Origin of the sequence: Microbacterium sp. 77mftsu3.1 (assembly GCF_900100525.1) — a bacterium.
Lineage (GTDB): Bacteria > Actinomycetota > Actinomycetes > Actinomycetales > Microbacteriaceae > Microbacterium > Microbacterium aquilitoris.
Genome location: NZ_FNCR01000002.1, coordinates 156,739 through 177,545, shown reverse-complemented (window position 1 = coordinate 177,545; position 20,807 = coordinate 156,739). Strand labels below are relative to the sequence as shown.

Here is a 20,807-nt window from a genome sequence, read left to right as displayed (position 1 = left end):
AGCTGCGGATCAGGCTCCGCCAAACTCCGTTTCACCCAGTTCGCCGAGGATTCGGTTCAGGTCCTGGATGGTGGCGAAATCAATGCTGATCTGCCCTTTTCGCGCAGACAGCGAGATCTTCACCTTGGTGTTGAGTCGGTCCCCCAGCCGCTCTGCCACGTCGTCGAGGTGCGCGCGACGCGTTCCCGCCTTCGGGAGCGGCCGCACCCGGTTGCCGATCGTCTTAGCCGCCGCCTCGGCGGCGCGAACCGACAGATCCTCGTTGACGATCTTGTCGGCGAGCCGGGCCATGGTGTCGGTGTCCTCGACCGACAGGATGGCGCGGGCATGTCCCGCGCTGAGAACACCGGCGGCCACACGCTGCTGCACCGGGACCGGCAGCTTCAGCAGACGGATCGTGTTGCTGATCTGCGGACGCGATCGTCCGATGCGCGTCGCGAGCTCCTCCTGGGTGATCCCGAAGTCCTCGAGCAGCTGCTGATACGCGGATGCCTCTTCCAGAGGATTCAGCTGGGACCGGTGGAGGTTCTCCAACAGCGCGTCACGAAGGAGGTTCTCATCCTCCGTCTCGCGCAGGACAGCCGGAATCGCGGTCAGTCCTGCCTCGCGAGCAGCGCGCGTGCGCCGCTCGCCCATGATGAGCTCGAACTCACCGTCGTCGTTGCGGCGAACGACCACGGGCTGGAGCACACCGAACTCGCGAACACTGTGGACCAGCTCCGCGAGATCATCCGCATCGAAGTTGGTACGCGGCTGACGCGGGTTCGGGACGATGGCGTTCGGATCGACCTCGATGAGGCGCGTACCGGGGACCGCCACCAGGTCATCGGCCGGCGATGCGGCGGCGGCATCCGTCCCCGACTCAGTCTTCGTCGCCACGGCATCCGACAGGGATGCGCCCGGGAAGAACACGTCCACGGGTCGCGCTTCTGAGGAGTCCTGGGTGGGGATGAGGGCACCGATGCCGCGGCCCAATCCGGTTCTCTTAGCCATCAGTGGGCTCCTTCGTCTGATTTCTGCTGGTGGCCGCGCCGAACGATCTCGACGGCGGCCTCGCGATACGCGACCGCACCGACGGACTGGCCGTCATAGGCGATGACTGTCTGACCGAAGCTCGGCGCCTCGGAGATGCGGACCGAACGCGGGATGACCGTGGTGAGCACCGTCTCGGGGAAATGTGTGCGCACTTCATCCGCCACCTGCTGTGCCAGGCGGGTGCGACCGTCGTACATCGTCAGCAGGATCGTCGACAGGTGCAGTGACGTGTTCAGGTGCTTCTGGATCATCGTCACACTGCCGAGCAGCTGGCTCAGTCCTTCGAGCGCGTAATACTCGCACTGGATCGGGATGAGGACCTCCGTCGCAGCCGTGAAGGCGTTGATCGTGAGGAGTCCGAGCGACGGCGGGCAGTCGATGAAGATGAAATCCACGTGGTTGTCGCGCAGGTACGTGTCCAGAGCCGTCCGCAGACGGTGTTCGCGTGCCACCTTGGACACCAACTCGATCTCGGCGCCCGCGAGGTTGATCGTGGAGGGCGCGCACAGGAGGTTGGGCGATTCCGGACTCGTCTGGATGACGTCGGCGAGCGGCTCCTCATCGATGAGGACGTCGTAGATACTCGCAACGTCGGCGCTGTGCGGGATGCCGAGTGCCGTCGAGGCGTTCCCCTGCGGATCCAGGTCGATCACGAGCACACGGGCGCCGACTGAAGCCAGCCCCGCAGCGAGGTTGACGGTGGTCGTGGTCTTTCCCACGCCACCCTTCTGGTTCGACACCGTCAGGACGCGGGTCGTGCCGTCGAACTCGACGTGCACGTCTGCCAGCGCTTTCCGACGCGACGTGAGATCTGCGAGTTCACGCGCGATCGGGCTGTCGTCGAAAGAGAAGGGTGCGGGAGAGGTCTTGTTCTCCGAATCCGGCACCTGTTACTCCTGTCGTGTCGAGGACCATCCCACTGTAGTCGAGGCCTCCCCCGACCGCGGACGGTCATGATGTTTCACGTGAAACGAGCCGGTTCGATCCGACTGTGTTTCATGTGAAACGGAATCCAGTCACCGCGCCGGGCCGTGATGTTCCACGTGAAACGTCGTGTCAGCGCACGGTGGCGCGGATGACGCGGGTGGGCTCATCAACAACCCCATCGCCGACCGGCTCGATCCGGACGTGGGAGAGCCGGAACTTCCGGATCACTTTCTCGGCCGCCGTGATCTCATTCGCAGCATTCGCACCCTTCAGAAGGATGAGCTCGCCGCCATCACGGACCAACGGTGCAGTGATCGGGATGAGCGTGCGGAACGCGCTGACCGCGCGTGCAGTGACGGCATCCAGAACCGGACCTTCCGCCCAATCCTCGCCGCGGCCACGAACGATCTCGACGTTGTCGAGGTGCAGATCGTCCGTCTGCTCAGTCAGCCACGCGATACGACGTTCCATCGGCTCGATGAGAACCCAGCGCACATCCGGCCGTGCGATCGCGAGGACGAGGCCGGGCAGTCCCGCACCCGATCCGATGTCACCGACTCGAGCGCCGGCCGTGAACAGGGGTGCGGCGACCGCACTGTTCAGAATGTGGCGCGTCCAGATGCGGGGGAGTTCGAGCGGGCCGATGAGTCCACGCTCTTCACCCTGCGCGATCAGCGCGTCGGTGAACCGCCGTGCCAGGTCGAGGCGTTCACCGAAGACGGATGCCGCGCCTGCCGGCTCGATCTCGGGTGTTTCACGTGAAACGTCAGCCACGACGGAGAACCGTGTGGCGGTCTGCACCCTCGCCGTACGACTCCGACACCAGACCGTGCTCGGCGGCGATGTCGTGGATCAGCTTGCGCTCATAGCTGGACATGGGCGGAAGGGATGCCTGCGACGCACCGTCATCGAGACGCTCGACCGCTCGTTCGACGAGCTTCTGCAGCTGACCGCGACGTGCATCACGCGAACCGCCGACGTCGAGGATCAGTCGCGAGAAGCGTCCGGTCTTCGTCTGCACGGCGATGCGGGTGAGCTCCTGCAGAGCCTGGACCGTGTCGGGGTCGGCGAGCAGCGACAGTGCGTCGGCCTGCTCGTTCTCGACCGACACGTAGGCACGGCCGGCGCGAACGTCGAGAGTCAGGTCGCCATCGATGTCGGCGATGTCGAGGATCCCCTCGACGAAGTCCGCCGCGATGTCGCCTTCCTGCTCGAGCTCGTCGACGGTGGGCTCAGGACGCGCGCTGGGGTTCTGTTCAGTGGTCGTCATCATCGTGATCCTTCGCTTCCGTCAGGACGTGCCGTCCTGCTTGCCCTTCTGAGCCTGCTTCTTCGCACGGTTCTTGCTCACGGGCTGCTGCCGCTTGGGGGCTGCCGCCTTCGCGCGCTCCGCCTCTTCGAGCAGTCGCCGCTGCTCGGCCTCGTACTTGGCCATCGGGATGACCTTGCCGGTGGCGTCGAGCGCCTTCCCCTTCTTGGCCAGGCGCTCCTCGCGGGCCTTGGCGGCCTCCGAGCCCGGCGTCGGAAGGTTACGGATGACGATGAACTGCTGGACCATGGTCCAGATGTTCGACGTGAACCAGTACATGACCACGCCGAGGGGGAAGAAGACACCCGAGAAGATGAAGGCGAGGGGGAGGACGTAGAGCATGATGCGCTGCATCTGGTACGCCTGGCCGGTCTTGGCCTCGGGGGAGAGGTTCTTCGAGATGATCTGCAGCTGCGTGAAGAACTGCGACAGGATCATCAGGATGACGAGGATCACGAGGATCACGACCGTCGCGGTCTGATTCGTGTTGATCGCATCGATCATGTTGACGTGCAGCGGTGCCACACCGAAGAGTTCGGCGTTGTAGAACTCGCGCGTCAGGACGGGGTTGAGCAGCCCGGTGCCGCCGACGCCCCACTCCGCGTGTCGCTTGACCTCACTGAGCGTGTAGAACATGCCGAGGAGGATGGGCATCTGCACGAGCAGGGGAAGACAGCTCGACAACGGTGACGTGCCGTGCTTCTTGTACATCGCCATGGTCTCGCGACTCATGGCCTCGCGAGAGAGCTGGTCGCGCTTACCCCGGTAGCGCTCCTGGATCTTGCGCATCTCGGGCGCGAGTTCCATCATCTTCCGCTGGCTCTTGATCTGCCGAACGAAGAGCGGGATCAGCGCGGCACGCACCACGATGACGAGGCCGACGATGGACAAAACCCAGGTCAGACCGGCATCCGGCTGCAGCCCGATCGACGTGAAGACCCAGTGCCAGAAGACGAGGATCGCCTCGACGACGAACTTGAACGGCCAGAGGATGGTGCTGAAGAAGTCCAGTCCGCCCGGTTTCGGGGTCGTCGGGTTCGGAAGCGGAGGCAGGGTCGCCGCGGCGGCGAAGAGATCCACCAAGGATCAGTCCTTTCTGCGGGGCACGACGAAGCCGTGCGAAGTCAGGTCGTGCCGGAAGTGCGTGTGGGCGGGAACGTCGTCGATGCCGCCCGCTGCCCACGGGTGGCATCGCGCGAGGCGGGAGGCTGCGAGAGCCGAGCCCTTGATCACACCGTGCTGTTGCACCGCGCCGAGCGCGTAGGCCGAACACGACGGATAGTACTTGCACACGTCGCCGTACACCTGGGAGATGGTGGCCCGGTATCCGTGCAAAAAACCGATGACGGCGTTGCGGGGGAGAAGCAGAACGGATGCCGGCAGTGCCGCGGCATCCATCACCGCTTCTCCTCGTGTGTACGAGGGGAGTGGTGCGGAGCTCACGCGGCGGCCTTCCGCTCGAGGCACCGGACCACTTCGGTTCGGAGATCCGAATAGTCGGCGGATGCCGCTGACGGCAGCACGCGGATCACCACGTCGGCACCCGGTCGCACGTCGGCGAGAGCCTCAGCGCAGATCGCTTTCAGGCGGCGCCGGACGGTATTGCGCACGACAGCGCCCCCCACGCGCTTGCTCACGATGAAGCCGAAGCGTGGGGGGCGCTGCTCAGACGTGCTGACCACATGGGTCACGGTGTGCGCTGCCGCACAGCGAGAACCTCCGCGGACGACGGAACGGTAGTCCGCCCCGCGGGTGATGCGATTCCCGCGCGCCAGCACCGTGTGGCGTCAGGCCGAGAGCTCGGTGCGCCCCTTGGCGCGACGAGCCGAGAGGATGGCGCGGCCGGCGCGCGTGTGCATGCGGGCGCGGAAGCCGTGCTTCTTGGCGCGGCGGCGGTTGTTGGGCTGGAACGTGCGCTTGCTCATGAAGATCACTCCGGGAAGGCGGGGTCACCCGAACGCTCGAGACCGGGGACACAGGTACATGGGGGACCCACGCCGAAAAGGCGCAAGTCAACCGACCTAGGATACGTCGAGATTCCTGAGATCCCAAACCGGGACGCCGACCGGCCATTATCCACCGATGCCGGAAGCGGCCTGGCGACGACACGCGGGCCGGTTCTACAGTGGGTTTTGCCTTGCGGAGCCCTGATGACTAGCGTGATCCGGACACTTATCCACAGGTTGTGCACAGACCCGTACACACCATTGTCCACACCCCGGGAGGGTCATGTCCGAGCACGAACTTCCAGATGTCCCCGTCTGGAGCGCTGTGCTCGACGTGCTGGCCCAGGACGACCGCGTGACACCGCAGCTGCACGGGTTCGTGAACCTCGCCGTCGCGCAGGGCGTGATGAGCGGCACCCTCTACCTCGATGTGCCGAACGATCTGACCGCGGGTCAGTTCAACAAGCGTCTGCGCGGGCCGATCATGGAGGCCCTCGCCCAGGTGGATGCCGAGCCGGCGGCGAGCACATTCCGTGTCGTGGTCAATCCCGAACTGGGTGACGCGCACCTCACCGCCCCGGTCCCCGTCCAGTCGGCGCTCGCGCCGACACCTTCGGCGCCGACGCGACCCGGAGCGGACGACTACGCGGAGCAGGCGGCCCCGGCATCCCGCAACGACACCCGACTGAACCCGAAGTACACGTTCGACAGCTTCGTCATCGGGCAGTCCAACCGCTTCGCCCACGCCGCCGCCGTCGCGGTCGCCGAGGCGCCCGCGAAGGCCTACAACCCGCTCTTCATCTACGGAGACTCGGGGCTCGGGAAGACCCACCTGCTGCACGCGATCGGCGATTACGCCATCAACCTCTACACGGGCATCAAGGTCCGGTACGTCTCGAGCGAGGAGTTCACGAACGACTTCATCAACTCGATCGTGAACAACCGCGCCTCCGCGTTCCAGGCCCGCTACCGGGATGTCGACATCCTCCTGATCGACGACATCCAGTTCCTGCAGGGTCGCGCCGAGACGCAGGAGGCGTTCTTCCACACCTTCAACCAGCTGCACGACCACGACAAGCAGGTGGTGATCACGAGCGATGTGCCGCCGCGACACCTCACCGGGTTCGAGGACCGGATGCGGAGCCGCTTCGAGTGGGGCCTCATCACCGACGTGCAGGCTCCCGACCTCGAGACCCGTATCGCGATCCTCCGGAAGAAGGCGCAGTCCGAACGCCTGCAGGTCCCCGACGAAGTGCTCGAGTACATCGCGACGAAGGTGTCGAGCAACATCCGCGAGCTCGAGGGCGCCCTCATCCGCGTCTCGGCGTTCGCGAGTCTCAACCGGTCGAACCTCGACATCTCCCTCGCGCAGACCGTCCTCCGCGACATCGTCGACCAGGATGACGCGAACGTCATCTCGCCGACCGACATCATCTCCGCCACAGCGCAGTACTTCCGCCTCACGGTGGACGACCTCTACGGCTCGAGCCGCTCGCAGTCGGTCGCAACCGCCCGCCAGATCGCCATGTACCTGTGCCGTGAGCGCACGAGCCTGTCGTTGCCGAAGATCGGTCAGCTCTTCGGCAACCGGGACCACACGACCGTGATGTACGCCTACAAGAAGATCAGCGAGCTCATGAAGGAGCGACGCTCGATCTACAACCAGGTGTCCGAGATCACGTCGCAACTCGGCCGTTCGGCGCGCTGAAGCTCGCACACACCCACGCTGAAGCTCGCACACGCCCGAGTGTTCCGGCGTACTTGACACGCCTCCGGGCAGACCCTCACAATGCGGTTTCCCACAGTGTGGAAAGCCTGTGGATAACTGTGCGGTGGCGGCCCTCGAATGTGAACGAACGGCGACAACCTGTGGATGACGGTCTGAACCGAGCATCGACCGCCGCAACGTTCTCCCGCGTGTTTCCGCAGTCTCTGCACAAGTTACACGGATGTGGTTCCGGCTCGACGACTGGGATCCACCGACTTATCCACAGTTTCCACAACTGTTAACAAGAAGACAGAGAACTATTTAATGAGAGCCAGATCCGATCACACCCACGGGTAGCGGTCGGCGGCCGACGGCTCGTCGCCTGTGCTTCCGGACCCGCTCCTCGTGGGCACTAGCATGAGAGGGCCCATCTCGCCGTCAAGGGAGCATCAGTGAAGTTCCACGTCAACCGCGATGTATTCAGCGAAGCCGTGTCGTTCGTCGTGAAACTGCTCCCGCAGCGGAACCCTCAGCCGATCCTGGCTGGCGTCCTCATCGAGGCGAGTGACGAAGGCCTCTCGCTGGCCGCATTCGACTACGAGGCATCCGCCCGTACCCGTATCGACGCCACCGTCGACGAGCCGGGCACGATCCTCGTCCACGGCCGCCTGCTCTCCGAGATCGCCAGCCGTCTTCCCAACGCCCCGATCCAGATCACGCAGGATGCCGACGGTGAGATCGTCCTGACCTGCGGATCCGCGCGCTTCACGCTGTCGGCGATGCCGGTGGCCGAATACCCGGCGATCCCGGAGGTGTCGGGAGAATCCGGACTCGTCCCGGGCGACGACTTCTCGACCGCGATCGCGCAGGTCGCCTTCGCAGCATCCCGTGACGACGTCACCCCCGTGCTCACCGGCGTCCAGCTCGAGGTGACGGGCAACGAGCTGAGCCTCGTCGCGACCGACCGCTACCGTGTCGCGCTCCGCGAGATCAACTTCGACAGTGGAGCCGTCGCCCGCGAAGAGGCGACCACCGCACTCGTGCCGGCTCGCACGCTGACCGAGGTCGGCAAGACCTTCGCCCACTCCGGCGACATCCAGGTGTCGTTCTCGGGGTCGGGCGACCGCGAGATCATCGCCTTCACGGCGGGCAACAAGACCGTCACGTCTCTCCTGATCAAGGGCAACTTTCCCCCGGTCCGGCGGCTTTTCCCCGCGCAGACCGAGCACTACGCCGTCGTCAACACCGCCGACCTCGCCGAGGCCGTCCGTCGCGTCTCGCTCGTGCTCGACCGTTCCGCGCCGCTGCGTTTCACGTTCTCCGACGAGGGTGTGTCGATGGATGCCGCCGGCACCGAGCAGGCACGCGCGACCGAATCGGTCGATGCGACGCTCGCCGGTGACGAGGTCACGCTGGGTCTGAACCCGCAGTACCTGCTCGAGGCCCTCGGCGCGGTGAAGAGCGAGTTCACGCGTGTGACGTTCACCTCGAGCGAGAACGCGAACAAGCTCAGCCCGGTTCTCATCACGCCGCAGACCTCGGGCACCCCCGAGACGTTCAAGTACCTGCTGCAGCCGAACCTGCTGCTGCGCTGACCCCGTCGTCCGTCCACCTCGAGGCGTGTCGGTGCCTCGAAGGAGGGTGATCTGATGATCGTGGAGCATCTGAGTCTCGTCGACTTCCGCAATTATGCGTCGGCCGAAGTGAGCCTCGTCGCCGGCCCCAACGTCTTCGTCGGTCGGAACGGTCAGGGTAAGACCAACCTGGCCGAGGCGATCGGTTATTTCGCCACCCTCGGCTCGCACCGCGTCTCGCAGGATGCACCGATGGTCCGGTACGGAGCGGATGCCGCCTTCGTCCGCGCGCGTCTCGGCTACGGCGACCGGCGCATTCAGCTCGAAGCGCAGCTGAACCGCTCCGGATCGAACAAGGCGCGTGTCAACGGCTCGTCCGTGCGTACCTCCGAACTCCCGCGCTATGCGCAGGTCGTCCTCTTCGCGCCCGAGGACCTGCAGATCGTTCGAGGTGACCCGTCGGCCCGCCGCAGGTTCGCCGATCAGTTGCTCGTGCAACGCTCGCCCCGCATGAGCGGCGTGCTCGGCGACTACGACCGAGTGCTGAAGCAGCGAACCGCGCTCCTGAAATCCGCGCGGGCCCGTGGGCTCAAGGCCGAGCAGCTCACGACGCTCGACGTATGGGACGACAAACTGATCTCGCTCGGCACCGAGATCATCCTCGCTCGGCTGCGACTGGCGGAGGATCTGGCGCAGCCCATGCGGGACGCCTACGAGGCGATCGCCGGTGCGGATCACGACCCGAAGCTCGAGTGGGTGCTCACCGTCGAGGGCGCGGATCCCGAGGACGACGCATCCGCTGTCGGACAAGCCGGTTCCGCCGTCGGCGCCGAGGCGATCGCGGCATCCTTCCGCGCAGGACTCACCGCCAAGCGCTCGCAGGAGCTCGAGCGTGGAGTGACGCTCGTCGGGCCGCACCGTGACGATCTCCTGCTTCGGCTGCGCGGTCTGCCGGTGAAGGGCTACGCGTCGCACGGCGAATCGTGGTCGACCGCACTGTCGTTGCGGTTGTCGTCCGCGCAGCTCCTGCGCGACCAGTTGCGGCTCGGCGACCCGATCGTCATCCTCGACGACGTCTTCGCCGAACTCGACGCGGATCGACGCGCGCGACTGGCCGGCGTGGTGGCGGATTTCGAGCAGGTCATCGTGACGGCCGCCGTCGAAGGCGACGTCCCCGAAGCGCTCCGAGTGCGGACCGTCCGAGTCGAAGCGGGCACGATCGTGACGGATGCCGATGTCTGATCCCGCCGGCATCCCGGAGACGGTCGCGACGTACATGCGCCTGCGCGGACTCGAGCCGTCGGCCGCCAAGAAGCGCCGCAAGCGCCGCCGGAACGACGACGACGAGAACCAGCCGTTCACGTCGGGACGCGATCCGAAGGGGGTCGGCGATCTGCTCGCGGACCTGACCCGTCAGTCCGGGTGGGATGCGCAGCTCGCGAAGGAGGACCTCGTCCTCCAGTGGGCCCAGGTCGCCGGCGAGGAGACCGCCCGTCACGCGGATCCCGTCGCGCTCAGCGACGGCGTCCTCACCGTGCAGTGCGATTCGACGGCGTGGGCGAAGAACCTGCACCTCATGCGGTCGACCATCGTCACGGAGCTCATCCGACGATTCCCCGAGGCCGGCGTCGAATCGGTGCGTTTCGTGGGGCCGGACGTCCCCTCATGGAAATGGGGCCCCAGAGCCGTTCCAGGGCGGGGCCCTCGCGATACCTACGGGTGAGGCACGTCCCGCACCATCCGGGAAGCTTTCACGCGCTCACAGCGCCGTTCAGCCGCTCATCGCGCCCCCTTTCCGATAGACTGGGGAGAAGGCCTGAACGATGGATGTGGAGCGCACGAAACCGATGACGTCAGAAACCCCCGACACCGTTCCCGAAGAACCCGAAACTCCCGCCGAACCCCGGATTCCCGCCGAATACGGCGCCTCCGAGATTCAGGTGCTCGAGGGTCTCGAAGCGGTTCGCAAGCGGCCCGGCATGTACATCGGATCGACCGGTGAGCGCGGCCTCCACCACCTCGTGTACGAAATCGTCGACAACTCGGTCGATGAAGCCCTCGCGGGCTACTGCGACACGATCCACGTGACGATCCTCGAAGACGGCGGGCTCCGCGTCGTCGACAACGGTCGCGGCATCCCCGTCGACCCGCACTCGTCCGACCCGAGCAAGTCGACCGTCGAGGTCGTGCTCACCGTCCTCCACGCCGGCGGAAAGTTCGGTGGCGGCGGATACGCGGTCTCCGGTGGTCTCCACGGCGTCGGCTCCTCTGTCGTGAACGCCCTGTCGACGCGGTTCGAGGTCGAGATCGCGCGCCAGGGTCACGTGTGGCGTCAGACCTTCTCAGGCGGCGGCAAGCCCGAGGCGCCGTTGGCGAAGGGCGAGGAGAGCGACAAGACCGGCACGACCATCACGTTCTGGCCGGACGGGTCGATCTTCGAGGCGACGGACTTCGACTACAACACCCTGCGCACGCGCTTCCAGCAGACCGCGTTCCTCAACAAGGGCCTCCGCATCACCCTCACGGACGAGCGTCCCGAGGCCCTCGACGTCGTCGACCTGCCCGAGGGCGGGTCCGAGACGGCCCAGCGCCACGACGACTTCCTGTACGAGCGCGGCCTCGTCGATTACGTCGAGTACCTCAACAAGGTCCGCAAGGCCGAGGTGATCAATGACGAGATCATCGAGATCGAGTCCGAGGACACCGTCCGCCACATCTCGCTCGAGCTCGCGATGCAGTGGACCGCGGGATACACCGAGAACGTCTTCACCTTCGCGAACACGATCAACACGCACGAGGGCGGTACCCACGAAGAGGGTTTCCGCGCCGCGATGACGATGTACATCAACCGCTACGCGAAGGAGAAGGGCCTTCTCAAGGAGAAGGACGAGAACCTCGCCGGTGAGGACATCCGCGAAGGACTCACCGCGGTCATCTCCGTGAAGCTCGCCGAGCCGCAGTTCGAGGGCCAGACGAAGACCAAGCTCGGCAACACCGAGGCGAAGGCCTTCGTGCAGAAGGTCGTCGGCGACCAGCTCATGGACTGGCTCGACCGCAACCCGCAGCAGGCCAAGCTCATCATCACGAAGGCGATCGAAGCCGCCACGGCGCGCATGGCCGCCCGCAAGGCGCGCGAGACCGCGCGTCGCAAGAGCGTCTTCGAGTCGGCATCCATGCCCGAGAAGCTCAAGGACTGCACGAGCAAGGACCCGTCCATCAGCGAGATCTTCCTCGTGGAGGGCGACTCGGCCGGCGGCTCGGCGGTCTCGGGTCGCGACCCGGAGCGGCAGGCGATCCTGTCGCTGCGCGGCAAGATCCTCAACGTCGAGAAGGCACGCCTCGATCGAGCGCTCGGCAACGCCGAGATCCAGGCGATGATCCAGGCGTTCGGCGCCGGCATCGGTCCGGACTTCGACATCGCGAAGGCCCGGTACCACAAGGTCGTCCTGATGGCGGATGCCGACGTGGACGGCCAGCACATCACGACGCTGCTCTTGACGCTGCTCTTCCGCTACATGCGCGGACTGGTCGAGGCCGGCTACGTCTACCTGGCGCAGCCGCCGCTGTACCGCTTGAAGTGGTCGAACGCTCCTCACGAGTACGTGTACAGCGACGCCGAGCGCGACGCGCTGATGCGCGACGGGCTGGCGGCGGGCCGCCGCATCCCGAAGGACAACGGAGTACAGCGCTACAAGGGTCTCGGCGAGATGAACGCCAAGGAGCTGTGGGAGACGACGATGGACCCCGAGACGCGCACGCTGCGTCAGGTCACCATCGACGACGCCGCGGCGGCCGACGAGATCTTCTCCGTGCTGATGGGCGAGGACGTCGAGGCGAGGCGCGGGTTCATCCAGCGCAACGCCAAGGACGTGCGGTTCCTGGACATCTGAGTCCGCTGCATCCGCCCCTGCACTCCGACGACGACGAACGAAGACTGAGAGAACATGGCTGACGAAGAGCGTCCCGACCCGACTGCCGGCTACCAGCACGGCAACATCGACCAGGTCGACCTCCAGGTCGAGATGCAGCGGAGCTACCTCGACTACGCGATGAGCGTGATCGTGGGGCGTGCGCTGCCGCGCGTCGAGGACGGCCTCAAGCCCGTCCACCGCCGTGTCATCTACGGCATGTACGACGGCGGTTACCGTCCCGACAAGAGCTACTCGAAGTGCGCTCGCGTCGTCGGCGAGGTCATGGGTCAGTACCACCCGCACGGTGACAGCGCGATCTACGACGCCCTCGTCCGCCTCGTCCAGCCGTGGTCGCTGCGCTACCCGCTCGCCGACGGTCAGGGCAACTTCGGCTCCCCCGGCAACATGGGTGCCGCCGCCCCGCGGTACACCGAGACGAAGATGGCTCAGCTCGCACTCGAGATGGTGCGCGACATCGACGAGGACACCGTCGACTTCGAGGACAACTACGACGGCCGCACGCGCGAGCCGGTCGTCCTCCCCTCGCGCTTCCCGAACCTGCTGGTCAACGGCTCGGTCGGCATCGCGGTCGGCATGGCCACGAACATCCCGCCGCACAACCTCCGCGAGGTGGCCGACGGCGTGATGTGGGCGCTGGAGAACCCGGATGCCTCCCGCGAAGAGCTCCTCGATGCGCTCATCGAGCGCATCCCCGGGCCCGACTTCCCCACCGGTGCGCAGATCCTCGGCACCAAGGGCATCCGCGAGGCGTACCGCACCGGCCGCGGATCGATCACGATGCGCGCCGTCGTGAACGTCGAGGAGATCCAGAACCGCACGTGCCTGGTGATCACGGAGCTCCCGTACCAGGTCAACCCCGACAACGTCGCGGCGAAGATCACCGCACTCGTGCGCGAGGGCAAGCTCAGCGGCATCGCCGACATCCGCGACGAGACGAGCGACCGCACGGGTCAGCGGCTCGTCATCGTGTTGAAGCGGGATGCCGTCGCAAAGGTCGTCCTCAACAACCTGTACAAGCACACGCAGCTGCAGGAGAACTTCGGCGCGAACATGCTCGCGATCGTCGACGGCGTGCCCCGCACGCTGCCCATCGACGGTTTCATCAGCTACTGGTTGACGCACCAGTTCGAGGTCATCGTCCGTCGCACCCGCTACCGGTTGCGCGAGGCCGAGAAGCGCATGCACATCCTGCGCGGCTACCTCAAGGCGCTCGATGCGCTCGACGAGGTCATCGCCCTCATCCGCCGCTCCCCCACGGTCGACGAGGCGCGCGAGGGACTGAAGTCGCTCCTCGACGTCGACGACGCGCAGGCCGATGCGATCCTCACGATGCAGCTGCGCCGACTGGCGGCCCTCGAGCGCCAGAAGATCGTCGACGAGGCGACCGAGCTCGAGCTCAAGATCGCCGACCTCAACGACATCCTCGCCTCGCGCGACCGCCAGAGCGCGATCATCGGCGACGAGCTCGGCGAGATCGTCGCGAAGTTCGGCGACGAGCGCCGCACGCACATCCTGCACGGATACGACGGCGACATGTCGATGGAGGACCTGATCCCCGAAGAGGAGATCGTCGTCACCGTCACGCGCAACGGGTACGTCAAGCGCACACGCAGCGACAACTACCGCTCGCAGCACCGAGGCGGCAAGGGCGTGAAGGGTGCGCAGCTGCGCGCCGACGACATCGTCGAGCACTTCTTCGTGTCGACCACGCACCACTGGCTCCTGTTCTTCACGACCAAGGGTCGCGTCTACCGCGCGAAGGGCTACGAGCTCCCCGAGGGCGGGCGCGACGCGAAGGGTCAGCACGTCGCCAACCTCCTGGCGCTCCAGCCGGGCGAGGACGTCGCGCAGATCCTCGACATCCGCGACTACGCCGCCGCCGAGTACCTCGTGCTCGCCACACGCGACGGCAAGATCAAGAAGACGGCCCTCACCGAGTACGACACCAACCGTCAGGGCGGCATCATCGCGATCCGTCTGCGCGGGCAGGACGAGGAGAACGGCGACGAGCTCGTCAGCGCGATGCTCGTCGACTCGACCGACGACCTGCTGCTCGTCTCGCGGCTCGGCATGTCGCTGCGCTTCACGGCGAGCGACGAGTCCCTGCGTCCCATGGGTCGCTCGACGGAGGGTGTGAAGGGCATGTCCTTCCGCGACGGCGACAGCCTGCTGTCGGCATCCGTCGTCCGTGATGAGGGCTTCGTCTTCGTCGTCACCCAGGGCGGGTACGCCAAGCGCACGGCGGTCGATCAGTACCGCGTGCAGGGCCGTGGTGGTCTCGGCATCAAGGTTGCCAAGCTGCACGACGACCGCGGCGAGCTCGCCGGCGGTCTGATCGTCAGCGCGGACGACGAGGTCCTCGTGGTTCTTGCCAGCGGCAAGGTGGTACGCTCGGCCGTTGCTGAGGTGCCCGCCAAGGGCCGCGACACGATGGGCGTGGTCTTCGCCCGGCCCGACGACGACGACCGGATCCTCGCCATCGCCCGCAACGGCGAGCGTGGACTGGCCGAAGCCGTGGCCGACGCGGAAGCCCCGGCCGATCCCGCAGCCGCCTCGGCTCCTGAGACCACCGAAGAGAGTGACGCATGAGCTCTGTTGCCGACAAACTCGCCAAGAAGTCCTCGAGCCGGACGACCGCCAAGCAGGTCCGCCTCCGCCTCGTCTACGTCGACTTCTGGTCGGCCGTAAAGCTGTCGTTCCTCGCTGCGGTCGCCCTCGCGATCGTCACGGTGGTCTCGACTCTGCTGATCTACCTCGTGATCAGCTCGACGAACCTGATCGGCCAGGTCGACCAGCTCCTCGGTGCCGTCAACGGTGAGAACTCCTTCACCCTGTCGTCGGTGATCAACCTTCCGCAGGTGATGGCGTTCGCTGCCGTCGTGGCGATCCTCAACCTCATCGTCGTGACGGTGCTGGGCGCGGTCATGGCCGGGATCTACAACCTCATGGTCAAGGTCACCGGCGGCCTGCTGGTCGGCTTCACCTCGAACTGAGTCGGATGCCGCGGCATCCCGTCACGCGACGGAGGTGCCCAGCAGCAGACCCAGCGCCCACGTGACGGCGAGGGCGAGCGCCCCGCCGACGACGAGGCGGGTGACGGCGCGACGTTTGCCGGCGCCGCCGAGGCGGGCCGAGATCGTCCCGGTCAACGCGAGCGCGATGAGCACGGCGACGAACGTCGTCGGGACGCGCCATTCCGCCGGTGGGAGGACGATCGCGAGGAACGGCAGCAGGGCGCCCAGCGTGAACGCGATCGCCGACGACAGGGCGGCCTGCCACGGGCTCGTGAGGTCATCCGGGTCGATGCCGAGCTCGATGTCGAGGTGAGCGCCCAGCGCGTCGTGCGCGGTGAGCTCTTCGGCCACCTTCAGCGCCGTCTCCTCTGACAGTCCCTTCTCGCGGTACAGCTCCGCGAGTTCTGCCAATTCCTGCTCGGGCATCTCGGCCAGCTCGCGCTTCTCCTTCTCGATGAGGGCGCGCTCGGTGTCGCGCTGGCTGCTCACCGAGACGTACTCGCCGAGTGCCATCGAGATCGCCCCACCGACGAGCGCCGCCGAGGAGGCCGTGATGATGGGACCGAGGTCGGTCGTGGCGCCGGCGACGCCGACGGCGACGGCCGCGACGGAGACGATCCCGTCGTTCGCGCCGAGTACTCCGGCGCGCAACCAGTTCAGGCGCTGCCCGAGGCCAGCGCCCTGCGGTTCGGTGTGGAACGTCGTGCTCATGAGCCCAGTGAATCAGAACGAGCGGATGCCGCGGCCCACCCGTCGCTCGGATTCGTCAAACAGGCCCATCGTCGGGTAAAGTCTTGGAGGTTGCAGGCGTGAGCCGGCAACGACGGGGCTATAGCTCAGGCGGTTAGAGCGCTTCACTGATAATGAAGAGGTCCCAGGTTCAAGTCCTGGTAGCCCCACCGTCACCGCACCGGGGGCCTTAGCTCAGTTGGTAGAGCGCCTGCTTTGCAAGCAGGATGTCAGGAGTTCGAATCTCCTAGGCTCCACAGTACGAACGCCGGAATCCGCATCGGATGCCGGCGTTCTGTCGTTCTGTGATCGTTTCGTTGCCCGATCTTGCGGCTTTCTTGCGGTGGCCTTGCGCCTTCGTTGCGCCGAGGCGGCGACGATAATCGTGTCGCCGAAAGAACCGATGACCCGAATCTCGGATCCTTCGAAGAGCACCGGCTCCCGCGGGGGACGCGGAGCATGTTCGCGACATTCGCCTGGGGCGCGTGGCTGGGGAGCCCGCGCTCCAGGCAGTCGCGCGCCCACCGGCATCCGTTCCCACTAGGGTGAACGCGTGGACATCCGCGTCGCTGCCTACGCCGTCATCACCGACGGAGACCGCATCCTTCTCGCCCATTGGAACAGCCCCACGCGTCCCGCGTGGACGATGCCGGGCGGCGGATTGGATCCCGGTGAGGATCCGATGGATGCCGCGGTGCGGGAGGTCCTGGAGGAGACGGGGTTCCACGTGGAACTCGACGGGATCCTGGGGACGGACTCGCAGGTGATCGCCGAGAAGGACCGATTCCACGGCAGCGGACCGATCCAGGCGCTGCGGATCGTCTACCGCGCGCACGTCGTCGGTGGCGCGCTCCGGAATGAAGAGGATGGCTCGACGGACGAAGCCGCATGGTTCCCCCTCAGCGACGTCCCCTCCCTCACACGGGTCGGGCTCGTCGACACGGCGATGCGGATGGCGGGCCTGGGCGCCTGACCGCGACCCGGCCGGGTCACTGAATCGTCTTGATGTAGGCGAGCACGTCGTCCACGCGCTCGGGGCAGAACGTGACCGGCCCCATCCCGACCATCCCGGACGCGCTCTCGCTGTCGAGGAATGTGCCGGCCGTGACGATGAAGTTGTCGATCGCATCCTTCATCGGCAGGGTCTCGAGGTCTGCGCACAACTCCCGCGAGATCGCGAGGGCCTTGGTGATGTCGACGTCGGGGAACTCCTTGGCCGTGTACTGCTTGAAGGCCTCGACGAGCTTGGGCTCGTCTCCCGGACAATACGTCTCGACGGCGGGCGTCACGATGATGTCGACCGCGTCCTCGCCGTACTGCTTCCGGATCTTGTCGTTGAAGACCCCGTACCCCAAGATGTAGCCCTTGTCGTCGTCGTACAGGTCCTCGCAGAGCTGGTGCACCATCGGGATGAGCGTCTCCATGTCGGCCTCGGGCAGCTTCGCCGTCACCTCGGCCGTGAAGGCGGCGTCTTCTGCCGACACCGTCGGTGTGGGAGTGGACGACGGCGATGCCGACGGTGACGCCGTCGTGCCGGCGGCCGGACCCGTCGCCGTCGGAGCCCCGGAACAACCGACCAGGGTGAGCGCGGTCACGATCACGGCGAGGGCGGGCAACAGGCTGCGCGAGACGGCGGAAGTCATGACTTCATGCTGGTGCACGCCCCCGCTGACGACAAAGGCTGGCGCCGGGCACCCCGCGCCCCCTAAAGAAGGGTCAGACCCGTCGCTCGCTCATCGGCTGCGAGATGTCGTCGACGACGGCGTCATAGGAGCGGATGAGGTCATCCGCGTCGACGAAGAGACTGAACCCGTGCGCCCCGGCGCCCATCGCGATCCGTTTGCCGACGATGCTCGCATCGGCGTAGACCGGCCAGGCGGTCGTGCTGCCGACCGGTGTGATGGTCCCGCGCTCGAATCCCGTCGCGGCAAGCGCCAGCTCGGGTTCGGGGAGTCGCAGCTTGTTCACCCCGACGACGGCGCGCAGCTTCGGCCAGGAGATGGCGCGGTCCCCCGGGATGAGGGCGAACAGATACGTGTCGTCGCTGCGTTTCACGACGAGGGTCTTGACGATGTCGGATGCCGCGAGTCCGAGAAGCTCCGCGGCCTCGTCGATGCTCTCCGCCGCCGGACGAGCCACGAACTCCACCGACAAAGACCGGGAGCGCGCCGCTTCAGCGACGCGCTCCGACGGTACGGGCGTGGATTCAGGCATCCGGTGCGCGCAGCGGGTCGTCCGCCACCCACAGCTCGTCGTCAGCACGAAGCGTCTGCCACGCGGCGTAGAGGACACCGGCCGTGGCGGCGACACCGAAGATGATGGCGAGGACGCCACCGGCGCCGAGGCCCTTCTTCTCGGGGACCGACAGCTTCTTGGTGGCCTTCTTGCCGGCCTTGGCAGCATTCTTGCGGAACGAGTCGGCGTCGAACCCTCCCAGGCCCTTGCCCTTGGAGAGGCGGTGGCGCTGGTCGTTGGCGACATCCCACACCGACATCGCGGTGCCGACGACCGCGCCGGCGGCGGGAACGATCGCGCCGTTCAGCACCTTGCGGCCGGTCTCGACGCCACGGTCGACGTACGGTGCGGCGTAGCGCTCGTAGGAGTCCTTGGCGGCAGGCACGACGTGGTCGTGGTTGTACTTGCCGAGCTGGCGACCCGCCTCGCGGGCGACGTCACCGGCCTGACCGACGAGCACCTGCTGTGACTCCCACAGGTTCGCAGCCTGCTTCTGCAGCTTGCGGAGTTCCTTCTTGGTCTTGCGGTTGAGGCTCACGGGGCCCTCCCTTTTCGGGGTTCATCCGGGGACGTAGTGGGTCCATACTGCCAGACGCATTCAGGCGGCGCGGGGGGTTGCAAGTGAGAGGATGATGAGTATGCCGATTCACTCCGCTGTCGCAACACTGCACACCAACCACGGCGACATCGTCGTCAACCTGTTCGGCGATCAGGCGCCGCGCACCGTCAAGAACTTCATCGGTCTGGCCGACGGATCCCAGGCCTGGACGCACCCCGCCACGGGCAAGCCCGGCGAGGGCCCCCTGTACACCGATGTGATCTTCCACCGCATCATCCCCGGTTTCATGATCCAGGGCGGCGACCCGCTCGGTCAGGGCGTCGGCGGACCCGGATACAACTTCGACGACGAGATCAGCCCCGAGCTGACCTTCGGCACGCCCTACCTCCTCGCCATGGCGAACGCGGGCCTCCGCCGCAACGCCATCACCGGCAAGGCCGAGGGCACCAACGGCTCGCAGTTCTTCATCACGACCGACCCGACTCCGTGGCTCAACGGCAAGCACACGATCTTCGGTGAGGTCGCCGACGACGCCTCGCGCGCCGTGGTCGACGCCATCGCCGCCGTTCCGACCGGAGCGCAGGACCGCCCGGTCGAGCCCGTCGTGATCTCGTCGATCGACATCACCGAGGCCTGACACCTTCGTGACCTCAGCCGACCCCCGGACCAATCCGGACAACTTCTGCTACCGGCATCCCGACCGTCAGAGCTTCGTGCTCTGCCAGCGGTGCCTCCGCACCATCTGCCCCGAGTGCCAGACGCCGCTTCCCGTCGGCGTCATCTGCCCGGAGTGCCTGGCGGAGCAGCAGAAGGGGGCGCGGTCGGCTGAGGTGAAGCGGATGCCGGGGCGGTTCGCGCGCAAGATGCGCAGCGACCGCCCCGTCGTCACCTACGCGATCGTGATCTTCACGCTCGCGATGTACCTCGTGCAGCTCATCCCCGTCGTGGGTGGTGCGGTCACGAGCGCGCTCGCGTTCGTGCCGGCGTACGCGGTGCCCGGCACGGGTCTGCCGTTCGAGCCGTGGCGGATGCTCACGGTCGCCTTCGTCCATTCGACCCCGCTCCCCTTCCACGTCGCGCTCAACATGTTGGCGCTGTGGGCGCTCGGCCGGAGTCTCGAGCCGCTGCTCGGCAAGGCGCGCTTCGTCGCGCTCTACGCACTCAGTGCGATCGGTGGTTCTGCCCTGGTCGCACTCATCGCGCCGGGTACCGTCGTCGTCGGCGCCTCGGGTGCCGTGTGGGGGCTTCTCACCGCGATGCTGATCATCGGTCGCAACCTCGGCGTGAACATCCTGCCGATCGCGATCCTGCTCGGGATCAACCTGGTCTTCTCGTTCGTGGGCTCCGGTGTTTCCTGGCAGTCGCACATCGGGGGCGGCCTGGTGGGCCTGCTCATCGGGTTCATCTTCTCGAGGACGCGCGCGCAGAAGCGTCAGCCGTTGCAGGCAGCACTGCTCGTCGCTGTCGGTGTGGGTCTCGTCGCGCTGACCGCAACGGTGCCGGCTCTGCTGTACCTCTGAGTTATCCACAGATTCATCCCCAGGCTGGGGATGAATCACACCGGTGTAATTCCTGTCGGTGGGATGTCGCGGCTCAGCGCCAGCGCGTCGTCATCAAGAAGCCGACGAAGGCGATGCCGAAACCGATCGCGAGGTTCCACGGACCGATGTCGGGGATCGGGAAGGCCTGGCCGCTCAGGTAGAAGACGATGATCCAGACGAGGCCGATGAGCATCAGCCCGATCATGATCGGCTTGAACCAGACCGGGTTGGGGGCGGCGTCGCCCTCGGGCTGGACCAGTCGGTCCTCGTCCTTGTCTCCACGTGCCATGGCGAGAAG

Annotated in this window: 23 protein-coding genes and 2 tRNA genes; 12 read left to right on the top strand and 13 right to left on the bottom strand. The window is 66.4% G+C overall.

What is annotated here, in order from left to right; translation table 11 throughout:
- Positions 1 to 9: 9 nt before the first annotated feature.
- From BLR68_RS05765 to rpmH, 8 genes are all read right to left on the bottom strand, one after another.
- On the bottom strand, positions 10 to 993 hold the full coding sequence (locus BLR68_RS05765; protein ID WP_026302944.1) for a ParB/RepB/Spo0J family partition protein: 984 nt from the start codon (positions 991 to 993) through the stop codon (positions 10 to 12).
- Positions 993 to 1,922 (bottom strand): ParA family protein, encoded by a 930-nt coding sequence (locus BLR68_RS05760; protein WP_018187794.1) that lies wholly within the window; start codon positions 1,920 to 1,922, stop codon positions 993 to 995. The genes BLR68_RS05765 and BLR68_RS05760 overlap by 1 nt, the downstream gene beginning before the upstream one ends.
- A 169-nt stretch (positions 1,923 to 2,091) precedes the next feature.
- Entirely contained in the window at positions 2,092 to 2,763 is a 672-nt protein-coding gene (rsmG, locus tag BLR68_RS05755) for a 16S rRNA (guanine(527)-N(7))-methyltransferase RsmG (RefSeq protein ID WP_018187795.1), read from the bottom strand.
- The gene (locus BLR68_RS05750) at positions 2,729 to 3,235 is read right to left on the bottom strand and encodes a Jag family protein (protein ID WP_018187796.1); all 507 of its coding nucleotides are present in this window, start codon (positions 3,233 to 3,235) and stop codon (positions 2,729 to 2,731) included. The genes rsmG and BLR68_RS05750 overlap by 35 nt, the downstream gene beginning before the upstream one ends.
- A gap of 18 nt (positions 3,236 to 3,253) precedes the next feature.
- Entirely contained in the window at positions 3,254 to 4,351 is a 1,098-nt protein-coding gene (yidC, locus tag BLR68_RS05745; protein WP_018187797.1) for a membrane protein insertase YidC, read from the bottom strand.
- 6 nt (positions 4,352 to 4,357) lie between these two features.
- Positions 4,358 to 4,669 (bottom strand): membrane protein insertion efficiency factor YidD, encoded by a 312-nt coding sequence (gene yidD / locus BLR68_RS05740; protein ID WP_018187798.1) that lies wholly within the window; start codon positions 4,667 to 4,669, stop codon positions 4,358 to 4,360.
- Positions 4,670 to 4,710: 41 nt separating this feature from the next.
- On the bottom strand, positions 4,711 to 5,049 hold the full coding sequence (gene rnpA, locus BLR68_RS05735; RefSeq protein ID WP_026302946.1) for a ribonuclease P protein component: 339 nt from the start codon (positions 5,047 to 5,049) through the stop codon (positions 4,711 to 4,713).
- A gap of 9 nt (positions 5,050 to 5,058) precedes the next feature.
- Complete coding sequence (gene rpmH, locus BLR68_RS05730) at positions 5,059 to 5,196, bottom strand: 50S ribosomal protein L34 (protein WP_026302947.1); 138 nt, start codon at positions 5,194 to 5,196, stop codon at positions 5,059 to 5,061.
- Positions 5,197 to 5,500: 304 nt separating this feature from the next.
- Between rpmH and dnaA the strand changes: the two genes are divergently transcribed.
- The 7 genes from dnaA to BLR68_RS05695 all read left to right on the top strand — a co-directional run bounded on the left by dnaA (position 5,501) and on the right by BLR68_RS05695 (position 15,424).
- The gene (gene dnaA / locus BLR68_RS05725; protein WP_018187801.1) at positions 5,501 to 6,925 is read left to right on the top strand and encodes a chromosomal replication initiator protein DnaA; all 1,425 of its coding nucleotides are present in this window, start codon (positions 5,501 to 5,503) and stop codon (positions 6,923 to 6,925) included.
- A 452-nt stretch (positions 6,926 to 7,377) separates the two neighbouring features.
- Positions 7,378 to 8,520 (top strand): DNA polymerase III subunit beta, encoded by a 1,143-nt coding sequence (gene dnaN, locus BLR68_RS05720; RefSeq protein ID WP_018187802.1) that lies wholly within the window; start codon positions 7,378 to 7,380, stop codon positions 8,518 to 8,520.
- A gap of 54 nt (positions 8,521 to 8,574) precedes the next feature.
- A complete protein-coding gene (gene recF / locus BLR68_RS05715) occupies positions 8,575 to 9,741 on the top strand; it encodes a DNA replication/repair protein RecF (protein WP_018187803.1) in 1,167 nt (388 codons plus the stop codon).
- Positions 9,728 to 10,222, top strand: coding sequence for a DciA family protein (locus tag BLR68_RS05710; protein ID WP_018187804.1), 495 nt, complete (start codon positions 9,728 to 9,730; stop codon positions 10,220 to 10,222). The genes recF and BLR68_RS05710 overlap by 14 nt, the downstream gene beginning before the upstream one ends.
- Positions 10,223 to 10,346: 124 nt before the next feature.
- Complete coding sequence (gyrB, locus tag BLR68_RS05705; RefSeq protein WP_026302949.1) at positions 10,347 to 12,389, top strand: DNA topoisomerase (ATP-hydrolyzing) subunit B; 2,043 nt, start codon at positions 10,347 to 10,349, stop codon at positions 12,387 to 12,389.
- Positions 12,390 to 12,443: 54 nt separating this feature from the next.
- Positions 12,444 to 15,020, top strand: coding sequence for a DNA gyrase subunit A (gene gyrA / locus BLR68_RS05700; protein ID WP_018187806.1), 2,577 nt, complete (start codon positions 12,444 to 12,446; stop codon positions 15,018 to 15,020).
- Positions 15,017 to 15,424 (top strand): DUF3566 domain-containing protein, encoded by a 408-nt coding sequence (locus tag BLR68_RS05695; protein WP_018187807.1) that lies wholly within the window; start codon positions 15,017 to 15,019, stop codon positions 15,422 to 15,424. Before gyrA ends, BLR68_RS05695 begins: the two co-directional genes overlap by 4 nt.
- Positions 15,425 to 15,445: 21 nt before the next feature.
- On the opposite strand, the gene BLR68_RS05690 is transcribed toward BLR68_RS05695, so the two are convergent.
- The gene (locus BLR68_RS05690; RefSeq protein ID WP_018187808.1) at positions 15,446 to 16,156 is read right to left on the bottom strand and encodes a VIT1/CCC1 transporter family protein; all 711 of its coding nucleotides are present in this window, start codon (positions 16,154 to 16,156) and stop codon (positions 15,446 to 15,448) included.
- 114 nt (positions 16,157 to 16,270) lie between these two features.
- Here BLR68_RS05690 and BLR68_RS05685 point away from each other — a divergent pair.
- The 3 genes from BLR68_RS05685 (at position 16,271) to BLR68_RS05675 (ending at position 17,147) form a co-directional block, all read left to right on the top strand.
- Positions 16,271 to 16,344 (top strand) — tRNA-Ile (locus BLR68_RS05685).
- Positions 16,345 to 16,358: 14 nt separating this feature from the next.
- A tRNA-Ala gene (locus tag BLR68_RS05680) sits at positions 16,359 to 16,431 on the top strand.
- A gap of 296 nt (positions 16,432 to 16,727) precedes the next feature.
- Positions 16,728 to 17,147 carry an NUDIX hydrolase gene (locus BLR68_RS05675; RefSeq protein ID WP_018187809.1) on the top strand — a complete coding sequence of 140 codons (420 nt, stop codon included), beginning with the start codon at positions 16,728 to 16,730 and terminating at the stop codon, positions 17,145 to 17,147.
- 16 nt (positions 17,148 to 17,163) lie between these two features.
- On the opposite strand, the gene BLR68_RS05670 is transcribed toward BLR68_RS05675, so the two are convergent.
- From BLR68_RS05670 to BLR68_RS05660, 3 genes are all read right to left on the bottom strand, one after another.
- A complete protein-coding gene (locus BLR68_RS05670; protein WP_018187810.1) occupies positions 17,164 to 17,817 on the bottom strand; it encodes a hypothetical protein in 654 nt (217 codons plus the stop codon).
- 73 nt (positions 17,818 to 17,890) lie between these two features.
- Complete coding sequence (locus BLR68_RS05665) at positions 17,891 to 18,388, bottom strand: aminoacyl-tRNA deacylase (RefSeq protein ID WP_026302950.1); 498 nt, start codon at positions 18,386 to 18,388, stop codon at positions 17,891 to 17,893.
- Positions 18,381 to 18,947, bottom strand: a complete 567-nt coding sequence (locus BLR68_RS05660; RefSeq protein WP_018187812.1) for a hypothetical protein — start codon at positions 18,945 to 18,947, stop codon at positions 18,381 to 18,383. Before BLR68_RS05660 ends, BLR68_RS05665 begins: the two co-directional genes overlap by 8 nt.
- Positions 18,948 to 19,047: 100 nt before the next feature.
- Here BLR68_RS05660 and BLR68_RS05655 point away from each other — a divergent pair, with 100 nt between their 5' ends.
- Together BLR68_RS05655 and BLR68_RS05645 are read left to right on the top strand one after the other, a co-directional pair.
- Positions 19,048 to 19,605, top strand: coding sequence for a peptidylprolyl isomerase (locus BLR68_RS05655; protein WP_018187813.1), 558 nt, complete (start codon positions 19,048 to 19,050; stop codon positions 19,603 to 19,605).
- 7 nt (positions 19,606 to 19,612) lie between these two features.
- Positions 19,613 to 20,488 carry a rhomboid family intramembrane serine protease gene (locus BLR68_RS05645; protein ID WP_026302951.1) on the top strand — a complete coding sequence of 292 codons (876 nt, stop codon included), beginning with the start codon at positions 19,613 to 19,615 and terminating at the stop codon, positions 20,486 to 20,488.
- A gap of 73 nt (positions 20,489 to 20,561) precedes the next feature.
- On the opposite strand, the gene BLR68_RS05640 is transcribed toward BLR68_RS05645, so the two are convergent.
- Positions 20,562 to 20,798 (bottom strand): cell division protein CrgA, encoded by a 237-nt coding sequence (locus tag BLR68_RS05640; protein ID WP_018187816.1) that lies wholly within the window; start codon positions 20,796 to 20,798, stop codon positions 20,562 to 20,564.
- Between the last annotated feature and the right edge of the window lie 9 nt (positions 20,799 to 20,807).

Coding starts and splice junctions, on each gene's coding strand:
- BLR68_RS05765 (WP_026302944.1), bottom strand. CDS start 993: ATGGCTAAGAGAACCGGATTGGGCCGCGGCATCGGTGCCCTCATCCCC.
- BLR68_RS05750 (WP_018187796.1), bottom strand. CDS start 3,235: ATGATGACGACCACTGAACAGAACCCCAGCGCGCGTCCTGAGCCCACC.
- yidD (WP_018187798.1), bottom strand. CDS start 4,669: ATGGATGCCGCGGCACTGCCGGCATCCGTTCTGCTTCTCCCCCGCAAC.
- rpmH (WP_026302947.1), bottom strand. CDS start 5,196: ATGAGCAAGCGCACGTTCCAGCCCAACAACCGCCGCCGCGCCAAGAAG.
- dnaA (WP_018187801.1), top strand. CDS start 5,501: ATGTCCGAGCACGAACTTCCAGATGTCCCCGTCTGGAGCGCTGTGCTC.
- recF (WP_018187803.1), top strand. CDS start 8,575: ATGATCGTGGAGCATCTGAGTCTCGTCGACTTCCGCAATTATGCGTCG.
- BLR68_RS05710 (WP_018187804.1), top strand. CDS start 9,728: ATGCCGATGTCTGATCCCGCCGGCATCCCGGAGACGGTCGCGACGTAC.
- gyrB (WP_026302949.1), top strand. CDS start 10,347: ATGACGTCAGAAACCCCCGACACCGTTCCCGAAGAACCCGAAACTCCC.
- gyrA (WP_018187806.1), top strand. CDS start 12,444: ATGGCTGACGAAGAGCGTCCCGACCCGACTGCCGGCTACCAGCACGGC.
- BLR68_RS05695 (WP_018187807.1), top strand. CDS start 15,017: ATGAGCTCTGTTGCCGACAAACTCGCCAAGAAGTCCTCGAGCCGGACG.
- BLR68_RS05690 (WP_018187808.1), bottom strand. CDS start 16,156: ATGAGCACGACGTTCCACACCGAACCGCAGGGCGCTGGCCTCGGGCAG.
- BLR68_RS05670 (WP_018187810.1), bottom strand. CDS start 17,817: ATGACTTCCGCCGTCTCGCGCAGCCTGTTGCCCGCCCTCGCCGTGATC.
- BLR68_RS05665 (WP_026302950.1), bottom strand. CDS start 18,388: ATGCCTGAATCCACGCCCGTACCGTCGGAGCGCGTCGCTGAAGCGGCG.
- BLR68_RS05655 (WP_018187813.1), top strand. CDS start 19,048: ATGCCGATTCACTCCGCTGTCGCAACACTGCACACCAACCACGGCGAC.
- BLR68_RS05640 (WP_018187816.1), bottom strand. CDS start 20,798: ATGGCACGTGGAGACAAGGACGAGGACCGACTGGTCCAGCCCGAGGGC.